The organism is Dysgonomonas sp. Marseille-Q5470, from assembly GCF_951230145.1.
Lineage (GTDB): Bacteria > Bacteroidota > Bacteroidia > Bacteroidales > Dysgonomonadaceae > Dysgonomonas.
On the sequence record NZ_CATNVE010000002.1, the window covers coordinates 474,793 to 487,788 of the forward strand.

The following is a 12,996-nucleotide window of genomic DNA, read 5'->3' on the forward strand; positions in this document are numbered from 1 at the left end:
AATTACTAGAGGCTATGCCTTTCATCCTAAAAACTAACTATATGAACGAGAACCTAAATCCTGAATTGCCAGAAAATAATCTACCAGAGGAAGTTACAAACCAATCTGTTGAAGAGGAAGCGAAAGAGCAATCGGAAACATCTACAGAGACTTCGGTGGCAAAGCAAGTATCTTTGACCAAAGATGAGATAATTGAAAAATTAAAAAACTTGACTGCACAAACTGAAATTCCTTCGAGAGCTGAAGTAGAGTCGCTTAAGCAAGCTTTTTATAAGTTGCGTTCTGCTGCTATAGAAGAGCAAAAGGCCGAATTTATTGAAGCCGGAAACGATGCCGAAGCATTTGTTCCTGCACCTGATCCGAGTGAGGATGTGCTGAAAACTTTCTTGAGTGAATTAAAAGAAAAACGTGCAAGCCAGGCAGCAGCCGAAGAAAATCTTAAAGAAGAAAATTATAATAAAAAACTTCAGATAATAGAGTCAATTAAGAACTTGACCGAAAGTTCTGATGACTTCAATAAGCTGTATAAAGAGTTTAAAGACTTGCAGCAGGGATGGAATGATGTAACCTCGGTTCCTCAGTCGAAAGAGAAAGAATTGTGGAAATCTTATCAAATATATACAGAGAAGTTTTATGATCTGATAAAGATCAACAATGAATTTCGTGATTATGATTTCAAGAAGAATCTTGAACTCAAAAATGCGATTTGCGAATCGGTAGAAAAACTGATAGATGATACTGATTCGGTTTCAGCTTTTCATCAGTTACAGAATTTCCATCAGCAATGGCGCGAGATAGGCCCTGTTGCCAGAGAACTGAGAGAAGAAATCTGGACTCGATTTAAGAATGCTTCTACAGCTATAAATAAAAAATATCAGACTCATTTCGAGTCACTGAAAGGTAGGGAAGAAGAAAATCTGGTTGAAAAGACTGCAATTTGTGAAGCCTTGAAAAACATAGATTATTCTACTTTGACTTCTTTCAAAGAATGGGATGAAAAGAGCAAGGAAGTGATAGAGCTTCAAGCTAAGTGGAAGACAATCGGTTTTGTTCCTAAAAAAGTAAATAATCAGATATTTGAAGAGTTCCGTTCGTTGTGCGATGCATTCTTCGAAAAGAAGAGCGAATTCTTTAAGGGAGTGAGAGGTGAAATGGACGAAAATCTGGACAAGAAACGTGCATTGACAGAACAAGCAAAAGCCCTAAAAGATAGTACAGACTGGAAGTCTACAACAGATAAGTTGATTGCTATACAGAAAGAGTGGAAGACTATAGGGCCTGTGCCTCGCAAATATTCGGATGCTATATGGAAAGAATTTGTAACGGCTTGTGATTATTTCTTTGAACAAAAGAAGAAAAATGAGTCTTCTCAGAAAAGCGAAGAATTGGATAACCTGGCTGCTAAAAAAGAAATAATAGAGAAGATCAAAAATGTTGATCAGTCTTTGGATCCATCTGAACTTATCGCTAAGGTGCGTGAGTTAGCAGACGAATGGCATAAAATCGGTTTTGTTCCATTCAAAGAAAAGGATAAAATTTATAAAGAATTCCATCAGGCTGTTGATGCTCATTATGATCGTCTGAAAGTGGATAAGACAGAACGCCGTTTCGAATCTTTCAAATCGAATATAAAAGACATCTCAAAACAGGATAATCCTAAGAGAGCTTTGTACAGAGAGCGTGATCATTTGATGCATCAGTACAATAAAGTAAAATCAGATCTTCAGACTTATGAAAACAACATGAACTTCCTGTCTATTTCATCTAAAGGGGCAAGCGGACTGTTGAAGGATGTAAATAATAAGATTGAAAAGCTGAAAGAAGAAATGGAGTTGCTTGTTAAGAAAATAGAGGCTCTTGATGAGAACCTGAATGAATTGGAAAAGTAGAATTTATTGAAAATACATATAGAAGAAAGGTTGTCTAATATGGACAACCTTTTTTGTTTTGACAGTGTTCACAATATGTTCGAATGTATTGCTCGAAGTTTTACAATTAATGAAAAAATAACTCTATACAATCAGACTTCATCGATATTGAATGAAATATTAGCAAAGAAATTCTAAAGCATATATATTCTGTGTAAAATATAATTTTTATTTGTACCTCTTCCTTTTTAAATTCCGAAACAAAAAAAATTACTGTAAAGTTTATCACTATATATAATTAACTTGTTAGGATGGCCTATTTGATAATGGGGAAATAAACAGGTCTGAATTCGGAAAAACACCCTATCAACTCATTATAATTTGTTGCCAAGACCCAACCTGTATTCTTAAAATGCAAAAAAATACTTCTTTCTACCATAAACTTATCCGAAAATACTAATTCATTGTTTTTGAAAAAAAATATTCTACTATTAAAATCCGTTGTTTCTGCAATATTATTATTTATTCTCTCAAATACAAAATTGTTTTTGACTCTCTCTATCGTTTTGTTATTTCGACACTCCAATATTGTCCATTTTTTAATATTATCAGGTAAAAAAGTAACATCTTGAACGCTAGTATAAATAATAATTTTATTCTTCCCTAGAGTAAAATCTATTTTATCAATAGGATTATAGAGACTGTCAGCCAAAAATTTATATTGAACATAAGGTTTATGAATAATAATTGGCTTAAAGCACAGATAAACATAGCCTATACAAACCAAGCAGCAAAGAATCAATACAAGAATGCTTTTCTTCATAGCAAAATTTATTTTTTACAATTTCCATTAATTATAATCATTTCACCTTTACTTGGTTGCAAAAGTCTTTATTCTTTTACTGCACTAACCGAACGGATTGCTGGCAATCAGAACCAGATATAGTTGATTTTTTATTCAAAACGCCTAAGAATCATCTAGCTTAAAGAAATTTAAAATCAATCAATTAATTTATGTTGTTTATTTGTATTAAATCTTACTTTGTCCAAAACCAAATAAGCAAGACCAAAGCAATTAAGGTTATTAAAAATAAGTTTAGCAGCTTATGTAGATCATTATCTTGTCTCATCTTTCATTTAGCTATAGCGAATACACTATACAGCAAGAATCTCTTTTTACCTAAAAAATTAATAAGTATAATTTTCAGTAATTGCCATCCGGTTTCGTATACATTAGATAATAATTTCAGGAATTTCCAGATAGTGTGAGTTCACATAAATTCATTCAATAAAAATCCTGTACTATAAAACAAAAGATACAAGAATGATCCTTTCACTCCTGTATTTTTTAACTATTCCTTTTTATATAATTATGAGCTTTATTTGTCTTCAATTTGCTCTATGTCGTTGTTCAGGAGGCAAGATACAATAAAAAAATAGGACAGCCAAATCTTAAATAAAATACTTTTTTTAGTTAAATTGATAAAATCTCAGCCTAAAAAAATAAGGATATTCATCACGAATATCCTTATTAAATATTTGGTATGTTTCAGATTGTATTACTCTACACCTCCTCCAAGCGCCCTGTATAAATTAACAGTTGCCTGAAGCTGTTCGAGCTTATCATTTACCTGGCCAAGTTGTGCTTGCAACAGATTTTGCTCTGCGTTTAGCACCTCTGTATAATTTGCCTCTCCGGCTTTCAGCAAAACTTTAGTATCATCCACCGCAGTAAAGAGGGCTTCCACTTGCTTGGCTCTATCTTCGTTTTTACGTAACGATGATTCGTAAGTATACATTATATCAGAAACCTCTTGTCCTGCTTTTAAGACTGTTTGTTCAAATGTTAACAGTGCTTCTTCCTGTTGAGCTTTAGCCACTTTATATTGTCCTCTCAACTGATTTCCTGCAAAAATAGGTTGAGTTAAGCCTCCTACTATATTAGCTAATATATTGGCTGGTTGAAAAAACTGAGACAATGTATTAGAAGCATAACCTATTGTTGACGTACCCAATGTTAATGAAGGATACAAAGATCGCTGAGCAACATTCCTCATTTCAAATGCATATCTGAATCCCATTTCAGCTTGAATTACATCCGGACGCTTCGCCAACATTTGTGCTGGTATGCCATATTGTAAATGAGAAGGAACAGGTTGATCTTTGATCGCAGTTCTATATACCGGACCTGGTTTGCGACCAACAAGAACAGAAAGAGAATTCTCCAATTTTCTTATTTGGCTCTCAAGTGTAGGCACGCTAACTTGCGTATTATACAACAATGCTTCACTCTGTTTAACACCTGCACGGTTGAGCAATCCAGCCTGCATCATATCGGTCATAGTAGCCGTAGATTCTTTAAGCAAACCTATTGTCTCCTTCGTAATCTTTAGTTGCTCGTCTAAAGCCAATAGGGAATAATAAGTAGTTGCGATATTGGCAACCAATGACGTCTGTATCAAGTTACGATAAGCATGAGTACTAACCAAATTAGCGTACTGAGCTCTCGACTTGCTACTAAGTTTTCCCCAAAGATCGGCTTCCCATTGTACGGCAAAACCCAATCCAAACTGAGTGCCGGTTTCATATCCTAATACTCTCTCTTTTCCGTTTTTAATACTTCCTCGTGTGTGCGTCACCTGACCGGCTAAAGCTATAGTTGGGAAATACGCAGATTTAGCAACCACCAGACCTGCTTCAGCTTGTTGGATTCTGGTATAAGCTATTCTCATATCAAAGTTATTAGCCAATCCTTCATCAATAAGAGCCTGAAGGGCAGGATCTGTAAAATATTCCCTCCACGGGATATTTGCAATCGTAGTAGTATCTGTGGGATTTTCTCCCCTAAACATATCTTGCGAGTCTATTTCAGGAGCTTTATAGTTACTTACTATTCCGCAGGAGGTGAATCCCATTGAGAGTATTACTCCCAACAGAACCACACCTTTTATATATTTTCTCTTCATTGTTATTGGTTTTTATTAATAAACTCATCATTAGAGTTAATCATACCCGATTTACTTATCTTATCCTGTATTGTCTGGAATATAATATATAGGGAAGGAATAACCAGTACCCCAAGCATAGTCCCAATAAACATACCCCCTACAGCACTAATACCGATCGATCTGTTACCTATGGCCCCTGCTCCTGATGCAAACATCAGAGGTAATATACCTGCAATGAAAGCAAAGGAAGTCATCAAGATCGGGCGAAGACGTGCTACAGCTCCGTTTACGGCAGCTTCCACAATACTCATACCTTGCTGACGTCGCTGTAATGCATATTCCACAATAAGGATAGCATTCTTTGCCAGCAGCCCGATTAACATAATCATCGATATTTGGACATATATGTTATTTACAATTCCCCGCGAAAGACCGAATATCATCAAGAATATAAATACTCCGGCAAGACCCACCGGCAAAGAGAATAACACGGCCAATGGTATAATGTAACTTTCGTACAAGGCAGACAGCAATAAATAAACGAATATCAAACAAATGCCAAATATTAATATTGTTTGGCTTCCACTACCAGCCTCCTCTCTAGTCATACCTGAATATTCGAAAGTATATCCATCAGGAAAAATAGTTTTATCTTGAGACCATTCTTCCAATAGACGTAATACGTCACCGGTACTCTTTCCATCAATTAGGTTAGGTATAACGGTCAAGTCGATAGATGAATACATATTAAATCGGCTCAATGTTGGAGGAGCAACAATATCTTCTACATGAAGAAATTCTGTAATTGGAGCCATCTCTCCGGATTTTGTCTTCACAAACAAACCACTCAAATCATCCCATTTTCTTCTATATTCAGGAGATGCTTGCAGTACCACCCTAAATTGTTTTCCATACAAGTTGAACGTTGAAGCATATGAACTACCTACATAAGCCTGCAATGATCCCATTACTTCACTAAGAGTAAGACCGGCAGCTTTTATCTTTGGCAAATCGGCCGATATCTCTTTCTGAGGGAAAGCAGGGTTAAAGTTGGTCATGGCCATAAGGACAACATCATTTCTAGCCCGCAGTTTTTGAAGGATATTTTGAGCAACATCATTAAATTTGTTGATATCACCTCCCGTACGGTCTTGCAATTGCATCTCAACCCCTGCTCCCAAACCAAAACCTTGAAGGGTTGGGGTGGCCACAAAGAAGAAAGTAGCGCCCTTTATCTTGCTTGTCTTTTCTTTTAGGATTGCAGACACTTCGTTTGTTGACAATTTACGGTCATTCCAAGGTTCCATTTTCACGACTAGGGTACCGTAAGAACTGTTCATACCAGCCATAAAGTTAACCCCTGTAATGTTTGTAACACTCTTAACACCTTCTATATCATGGGCTATTTTAACAACTTCGCTAACAACAGAATCTGTTCTCTCCAAAGAAGATCCCGGAGGTAATGTTACAAAGGCAAGAACACCACCACTATCCTCATTAGGCACAAAACCTGTAGGTAACAGCTTCATCAATCCGAATAAAACAACTGACGATACGATGATTATAGCTACTGTAATCCAACGATGTCCTTTTCTTCCAAGGAAGTGAAGACTCTTCTTGTACTTTTGAGTCGCACTGTTGAAAGTCATATTAAAGTAATAATAGAAGCGTTGGATGAAACTTTTGCTCTTATGCTCCTCATCATGTGGCTTCAAAAAGAGAGCACACAAAGCAGGACTTAACGTCAATGCATTGATCGCCGAAATAAGAATTGCAATAGAAAGGGTTAACCCGAACTGCTTAAAGAATATACCTGAAGTCCCTCCAATAAAGCTGACCGGAATAAACACCGCCGACATTACAAGTGTAATGGATATAATCGCAGGTGCAATTTCTTTCAAGGCTGTGATCGTAGCTACTTTCGGATCTTTTTCTCCGGCATCGAGCTGCGCATGTACCGCCTCGACGACGACAATGGCATCATCGACCACAATACCGATAGCCAACACGAGAGCAAACAGTGTCAATAGATTTATAGAGAACCCAAACACCTGTAAGAAAAAGAATGTACCGATAATGGCAACAGGAACAGCTATAGCCGGAATAAGAGTAGATCTTATATCCTGCAAGAATACAAACACGACTATAAACACCAATATAAAGGCTTCAATTAACGTATGGATTACTTTCTCTATAGATGCATCCAAAAACTCACTGGAGTCCATTATATAATTGATCTTAACTCCCGAAGGCAATGTTTTTTCTGCATCATTCAGTACAGCCTTAACATTCTTAATAACCTCCTGTGCATTTGATCCTGCAGTCTGGTTGATCATTATAAATACAGACTGATTTTTGTCTGTTTCTGAAACAACGCTATAGCTCAACGAACCCAGCTCAACTTTAGCAATATCCTTCAATCTCAAAATTTGTCCGTCTTGAGAGCGTAGTATGATATTACCAAATTCTTCTTCGGTTTTCAGTTTTCCTGTATATCTCATGGTATATTGGAACGACTGATCACTATTTTGCCCCAATTCACCCGGTGCTGCTTCTATATTTTGATCTACTAATGCTGCTGAGACCTCTTGTATAGAAATCTTATATGCAGCCATTACGTCAGGCTTTAACCAAACACGCATCGAGTAGTCCCTTGCGCCAAACACACTGGCATTACCAACACCATATACACGCTTTATCTGAGGTAAGATATTGATGTTAGCATAATTCTGAAGGAATTGACCATCATAATCAGGGTTATTTGTGCTCAAAGTCAAACCTAATAGTGTACTATTCTGCTGTTTTGATACAATTACCCCTAGCTGAGTCACCTCTTGCGGAAGCAACGGTGTAGCACGTGCAGCTAAATTTTGTACGTTTACAGATGCAATGTCCGGATTAATTCCTTGCTTAAAGAGTATCTTAATGGTAGCCGTACCATTACTGGCTGACGATGTCATATATGTCATCCCTTCCACACCGTTTATCTGTTCTTCGAGGGGAATAACCACACTATTCAATACCACATCCGCATTTGCACCCGGATAGGTAGCCTGAACCTGTACTGTCGGAGGTGCAATATCCGGATATTGTTCTATTGGCAACGTTGCCAACCCAATAATACCTAATACTACAATGATGACAGAAATAACAGTAGAAAGCACAGGTCTTTCTATAAATGTCTTTAACATTATTTCCTTATTTTATTTATTAAATAAATTATCTATTTCTTGACAATAATTCTAGCACTGTCAGACAATGTTGCAATACCGTCTACTACAACTCGGTCGTTAGGCACAAGCCCGTTTGTAACAACGTATCTTTTGCCATCAGGCGTAGCAGCAACATCTATAAGAGTTTGAACAGCTATAGAATCACTAACAACTTTATAGATGAGCAATTTATTTTGTTTGGTCAATGTAGCTGCCTGCGGTACAACAAGAGCCTTTTCAATGTGTTTAGGAATCAAAAGATTTCCGCTGAAACCACTACGCAAAAGACCTTCTGAATTAGTAAATTCAGCTCTTAGGTTTACAGAGCCGGTAGTTACATTCACCTGACCTGATATCGTTTTAATAACTCCTTTTTCCGGATACATTGTTCCATCAGCCATTCTCAGCGATACCTTAGGCAGATTTTTTATCTTTTCAGCCTGATTTTTTCCCGGCAAGTTAGCTAACAAGGAAACAAGATCTTTTTCATTCAATGAGAAATAAGCAAACACACTTCCTATGCTCGAAACTGTAGTTAAAACATTTGAGTTATTAACCAAGCTTCCCTGACGAAAGGCGATGGTTCCAACAACTCCATCAACAGGGCTTGTCACATTTGTCCAGCCTAATGTTGCGTTAGCATTTGCCAAAGTAGCCTCAGCCTGGTTCTTTGTTGCCAGAGCCACATTGTATGCATTTTGATAAGTTGCCAACTGTGTTGTACTAACAATACCTTTGTCTGCCAATGGTTTAATTCTGTCTACATTCAGTTTCGCTGTTTGCAACTGAGCTTCGGCACTGGCAACTGCAGCCTTCGCTGTTGTTACAGCCTGGATAGCTGAAGGCGAGTTAATCTTAAACAATGCTTGCCCTTTTCTTACTACAGACCCCTCGTCTATATAAATAGCATCAATAAATCCATCTATACGCGGTCTGATCTCGATATCTTCCTGGCCTTTGATAGTAACCGGATATACAGACTCCAGCTCTACACTTTCTTCACTTAGCACGGCTGTTTTATATTCTTGCGGTGCCGTATTAGTCTGCGCAAAAGGATTGGCTCCTCCACCACAAGATGATGTTATAACCATTAGAGCCATTGCTCCAAAAACAATCTGTCTTAAATTCATACCTAATCAATATTTAATTACCTGTTGTTACTTTATTAAATCGTTCTATTTCTTGTAAAAGAATCTGTAATTGAGTTTTCAGTGCTTCACAATCAATATTCTCAAATAATAAGCTTTGCCCTTCCCTTACTTTAGCAATAGCTCTTTCGAAGAGTTCCGAGCCTGATTTGGTCACTTCCACAATCCGGGCTCTGGTATCTGTTGCGCTTTCCCTCCTACTTATAAGGCCTTTCTTTTGAAGATTTCTTAATATAGTAGAAGTAGTCATAGGATCAATACCTGTCTCTTGCGACAGAATAATTTGTGTAGCTTCAGTATTTTCTCTCGACATATGATAGATCGCTCCAAGCAACTCCAATTGTGACCCTGTTAGACCAAATTCACCTAACAGGCGGAGCTTCCCTCTCTGCCAATATTTAGAAACTTTCCAAATTAAATAACCTATATCATCATTGGAATCTTCTAACTTATTACAATTTCCCACCATTCAATAGTTTTTATATTTCGGGACAAAAGTAATAAGCACACTTGTTATAAGCGTACAATGCGACCAAATTAATTTACAATATTAACGTTTTTTAAAAAATAAATAACATTCATTTACAAAAAAAATGCCTTTTCGCTATTATAATTTACGAAAAGGCGCTCCCAGTAAGAGAATACAAAATTTACTATTTTACATTTTCCTTGATATATACATCAAAAATATCACTTCCGGAAGATTCTTCAAATATTGTGAGATCAAAATATTTGACAATGCCAATAAAGTGATTTACTATTTCAGATAATATAAGTTCATATTCGGCCCATACGGTGGTATTAGTAAAGGTATATAGTTCTATTGGTAACCCTTGAGGTCCGGGAGGCAATTGTCTTACCAGCAAAGTGAGGTTCTTATCAATCCTCGGATGGTTGCGTAAATAATATATCCCATACTGAAGAAACAAGTCACTATTTGTTATCCGATACATATTTGATAATAAGCCCTCTCGCTTAGGCATCTTCGAAAATTCCTTTTGTTTAGCTGTGATATAGTCTTTTAGCTCATCAATCTCTTTATACTTCTCCAGCTCATCATCGGTTAGAAATCGTATTGTATTATGTTTTATGTTCAGTGCTCTACGAAAACGTCTTCCTCCCGAATCCTGCATTCCTCTCCAGTTTTGGAACGAATCGGAAATCAAGGCATAAGTAGGTACCGTTGTTATTGTTTTATCAAAATTTCTGATTTTAACGGTTGTAAGATTTATCTCTTCTACATTGCCATCTGCACCATATTTGTTCATCGTAATCCAATCACCGATTTGAACCATATTATTTGTTGTAACCTGAATACTCCCGGCAAATCCCTTTATTGAATCTTGGAATAATAACATCAGAATAGCAGAAGCCGCTCCCATCGCAGCAAAAAATGTAGTAGCCGACTTGCCTGTGAGGATAGAGTAGATAACAACGGCTCCAAAAATAAACAATACAATTTGAACAACCTGGAAATAACTTTTCATAGGTTTATTCTGGAAAGCAGGCTTTTCTTGCAAAACACCACCAAATGACCGAACAATTGACATAATAATCCAGATAACCATGAATACCATATATACATCGGTAGCTTTAAGCATCGGGGTAATCATTGTATGGAAATCATAGAATATCACGGGAATCGTTCCTCTCACAAAAGAATAAGGGCCTATCAGTGCAAGATAATGCGGCAACCTGTTTTCTATTGTATAATTAATAAAAGATAGTTTTGTTATATTGACCGCTCTATGAAAAACAAAAAGCAATATCCTCCTTAATAAGTATTGCAAGCACAATACTATTATTACAACTAATGCAAATAACACAATCAGTTTGGTATATATTATCCCTTGTTCGGGAACGCCCAATCCTATCAAAAAGTCTTGTATCCATAGAGCAATAGTTTTGGTTATCGAACCTGCTTCAGTTTGTATCTCCTTTGAATCCATTTCTATCATTTTATTACCTTATTTGTATTAAAATCAATCTTCATACTTCAAAACACATAAATATATGAAATAATTCGACTTCTTCTAAAACTATTTTCTCTTAAATTTTATAAAACCTCATATTTACAACGAATAAAATTGTTGACTACCTTATTATTCCCTCACTTGACACTTTGACTATCCAGTATATCTAAACTGGCTTCCTTGTTTTCCTTACGCCTAAATCTGACAGATCTCGGAATTTACGCAGTAATAGGCCAAACGCCTCATAGAATGACTATTTGCGATAATAAAACACCGGTTCTCATTTAGAATAGTCTTTAGGGAACATTCGCCATTGGCAGCTTGTTTTTACCAAGTAAAAAACATCATTAAATATCTCTTTACATCATGTTTTCGTTTACGCTCTTTCGATAATAAACTTTTTTCAATATATTGTCATTGGTTATCAGTTATGTCGGTTGGATAAATTTCACTCACAACCAATTCAAACGATAGATATGATAAAAAACTTATTTTACAACAATTCATTGAAATTTAAACAGACTCTTAGCAGAAATGCACTACGAAACATTTGAACCAAGCAATGTCCTTAAATCATTAGTTAAATGTTACTGGACGTTGGAAGTTCCTGCCGAAAACAACGCAGAGAAACAACGAATTGTACCCGATGGCTGTTTGGAAATGGCTTTTATTCTCGGAGACGATATTAGACGTTTTACTTCCGAATGTGAATTTATACTCCAACCTCGTGCAATGGTTCTTGGTCAGATCATAGACCCTTTTTACATTCAACCAACAGGCTATGTAAATACTTTTGCGGTTCGTTTCTATCCTTACGGTTTTGCAAATTTTGTAAAAACGTCTATCAAAGATCTTGCAAATAAGGAAACCCCGATCACTGAGCTTTTTGAAGTAACAAAAGCAAACGAGTTGGAACAAAATATCATTCACGCAACCGACACGCAACAAAGAATTAAGATTGTCGAAACTTTTTTATTGAACAAAATCAACGAGAAAGCCACAATCGACAATATTGTAAAATCAACTATTGATACACTTTTCTTAACAAATGGAAATTCATCGATTAGTACAATCCTCAAAGAAAATTTATCCAAGCGCAGACAATTGGAAAGAAACTTTATGAAGCAAATCGGAATCAGCCCCAAACAATTAGGAAAAGTAATCCGGCTACAAACGGCTCTGAAAATGTTACTCAGCCATAAAACGGAAACACTCACTCAAATCGCTTACGAAAACGAATATTACGACCAGGCACACTTTATCAAAGATTTTAAAGAATTTACAGGAACCAATCCTAAGGAGTTTTTAGAAAACAGACAAAATGTGCTGTCATCCCTTTTCTACAAAAAAGGTTAATGCTGTCGCATTTTTACAATTTTGAAGATTAACGGTATTTTATCTTTGCAATTTCTAATCAATCTAATTTATAAAAATAACAAAAGATAAAAAATTATGCGTAATTTAATTTCAATAGTAGAAATTCCAACAACAGACTTCTCAAGAGCAGTTCATTTTTATCAAACGATCTTAGGCATTACGATCGAAGAAGTCGATATGGACGGAACACAAATGGGGGTTTTGCCGAGTGACGGGGAAACCATAAATGTAGTTTTAGTTAAAGGCGCCGATTACAAACCGACAAGTGATGGAGCGGTTCTTTACTTGAATGCAGGAAATGACCTACAACCAATGCTCGAAAAGGTAAGCAAAAATGGGGGGCAAATCATTGTAGAGAAAACCCAAATCAGTCCTGAAATGGGATTTTTTGCACTGTTTATGGATACAGAAGGAAATAAGTTAGGACTTCATTCAGCACAATAAGCAGATGAAATAGGAAATATAAATTA

The 12,996-nt window shown here is 36.3% G+C and carries 9 protein-coding genes; 3 read left to right on the forward strand and 6 right to left on the reverse strand.

Going from position 1 to position 12,996, the window contains the following annotated elements:
* Window positions 1-41: 41 nt before the first annotated feature.
* Window positions 42-1,889, forward strand: a complete 1,848-nt coding sequence (locus tag QOX35_RS05285) for a DUF349 domain-containing protein (protein ID WP_283686068.1) — start codon at window positions 42-44, stop codon at window positions 1,887-1,889.
* Between the two features lie 295 nt (window positions 1,890-2,184).
* Here QOX35_RS05285 and QOX35_RS05290 read toward each other — a convergent pair whose 3' ends face one another.
* The 6 genes from QOX35_RS05290 to QOX35_RS05315 all read right to left on the reverse strand — a co-directional run bounded on the left by QOX35_RS05290 (window position 2,185) and on the right by QOX35_RS05315 (window position 11,125).
* A complete protein-coding gene (locus QOX35_RS05290; protein WP_283686069.1) occupies window positions 2,185-2,691 on the reverse strand; it encodes a hypothetical protein in 507 nt (168 codons plus the stop codon).
* Between the two features lie 736 nt (window positions 2,692-3,427).
* Window positions 3,428-4,834, reverse strand: a complete 1,407-nt coding sequence (locus QOX35_RS05295) for an efflux transporter outer membrane subunit (RefSeq protein ID WP_135105067.1) — start codon at window positions 4,832-4,834, stop codon at window positions 3,428-3,430.
* A 2-nt stretch (window positions 4,835-4,836) separates the two neighbouring features.
* On the reverse strand, window positions 4,837-8,007 hold the full coding sequence (locus tag QOX35_RS05300; protein WP_283686070.1) for an efflux RND transporter permease subunit: 3,171 nt from the start codon (window positions 8,005-8,007) through the stop codon (window positions 4,837-4,839).
* A 32-nt stretch (window positions 8,008-8,039) separates the two neighbouring features.
* Window positions 8,040-9,158 (reverse strand): efflux RND transporter periplasmic adaptor subunit, encoded by a 1,119-nt coding sequence (locus tag QOX35_RS05305; RefSeq protein WP_283686071.1) that lies wholly within the window; start codon window positions 9,156-9,158, stop codon window positions 8,040-8,042.
* A gap of 13 nt (window positions 9,159-9,171) precedes the next feature.
* On the reverse strand, window positions 9,172-9,645 hold the full coding sequence (locus tag QOX35_RS05310) for a MarR family winged helix-turn-helix transcriptional regulator (RefSeq protein ID WP_135105064.1): 474 nt from the start codon (window positions 9,643-9,645) through the stop codon (window positions 9,172-9,174).
* A gap of 184 nt (window positions 9,646-9,829) precedes the next feature.
* Window positions 9,830-11,125, reverse strand: a complete 1,296-nt coding sequence (locus QOX35_RS05315) for a mechanosensitive ion channel family protein (protein WP_283686072.1) — start codon at window positions 11,123-11,125, stop codon at window positions 9,830-9,832.
* Between the two features lie 558 nt (window positions 11,126-11,683).
* On the opposite strand from QOX35_RS05315, the gene QOX35_RS05320 reads away from it, so the two are divergent.
* Both QOX35_RS05320 and QOX35_RS05325 read left to right on the forward strand, forming a co-directional pair.
* Window positions 11,684-12,505 carry an AraC family transcriptional regulator gene (locus QOX35_RS05320; protein WP_283686073.1) on the forward strand — a complete coding sequence of 274 codons (822 nt, stop codon included), beginning with the start codon at window positions 11,684-11,686 and terminating at the stop codon, window positions 12,503-12,505.
* A 96-nt stretch (window positions 12,506-12,601) separates the two neighbouring features.
* Window positions 12,602-12,970 (forward strand): VOC family protein, encoded by a 369-nt coding sequence (locus QOX35_RS05325; protein ID WP_283686074.1) that lies wholly within the window; start codon window positions 12,602-12,604, stop codon window positions 12,968-12,970.
* Window positions 12,971-12,996 lie beyond the last annotated feature (26 nt).

Coding starts and splice junctions, on each gene's coding strand:
- QOX35_RS05315 (WP_283686072.1), bottom strand. CDS start 11,125: ATGGATTCAAAGGAGATACAAACTGAAGCAGGTTCGATAACCAAAACT.
- QOX35_RS05295 (WP_135105067.1), bottom strand. CDS start 4,834: ATGAAGAGAAAATATATAAAAGGTGTGGTTCTGTTGGGAGTAATACTC.
- QOX35_RS05285 (WP_283686068.1), top strand. CDS start 42: ATGAACGAGAACCTAAATCCTGAATTGCCAGAAAATAATCTACCAGAG.
- QOX35_RS05305 (WP_283686071.1), bottom strand. CDS start 9,158: ATGAATTTAAGACAGATTGTTTTTGGAGCAATGGCTCTAATGGTTATA.
- QOX35_RS05300 (WP_283686070.1), bottom strand. CDS start 8,007: ATGTTAAAGACATTTATAGAAAGACCTGTGCTTTCTACTGTTATTTCT.
- QOX35_RS05310 (WP_135105064.1), bottom strand. CDS start 9,645: ATGGTGGGAAATTGTAATAAGTTAGAAGATTCCAATGATGATATAGGT.
- QOX35_RS05325 (WP_283686074.1), top strand. CDS start 12,602: ATGCGTAATTTAATTTCAATAGTAGAAATTCCAACAACAGACTTCTCA.
- QOX35_RS05290 (WP_283686069.1), bottom strand. CDS start 2,691: ATGAAGAAAAGCATTCTTGTATTGATTCTTTGCTGCTTGGTTTGTATA.
- QOX35_RS05320 (WP_283686073.1), top strand. CDS start 11,684: ATGCACTACGAAACATTTGAACCAAGCAATGTCCTTAAATCATTAGTT.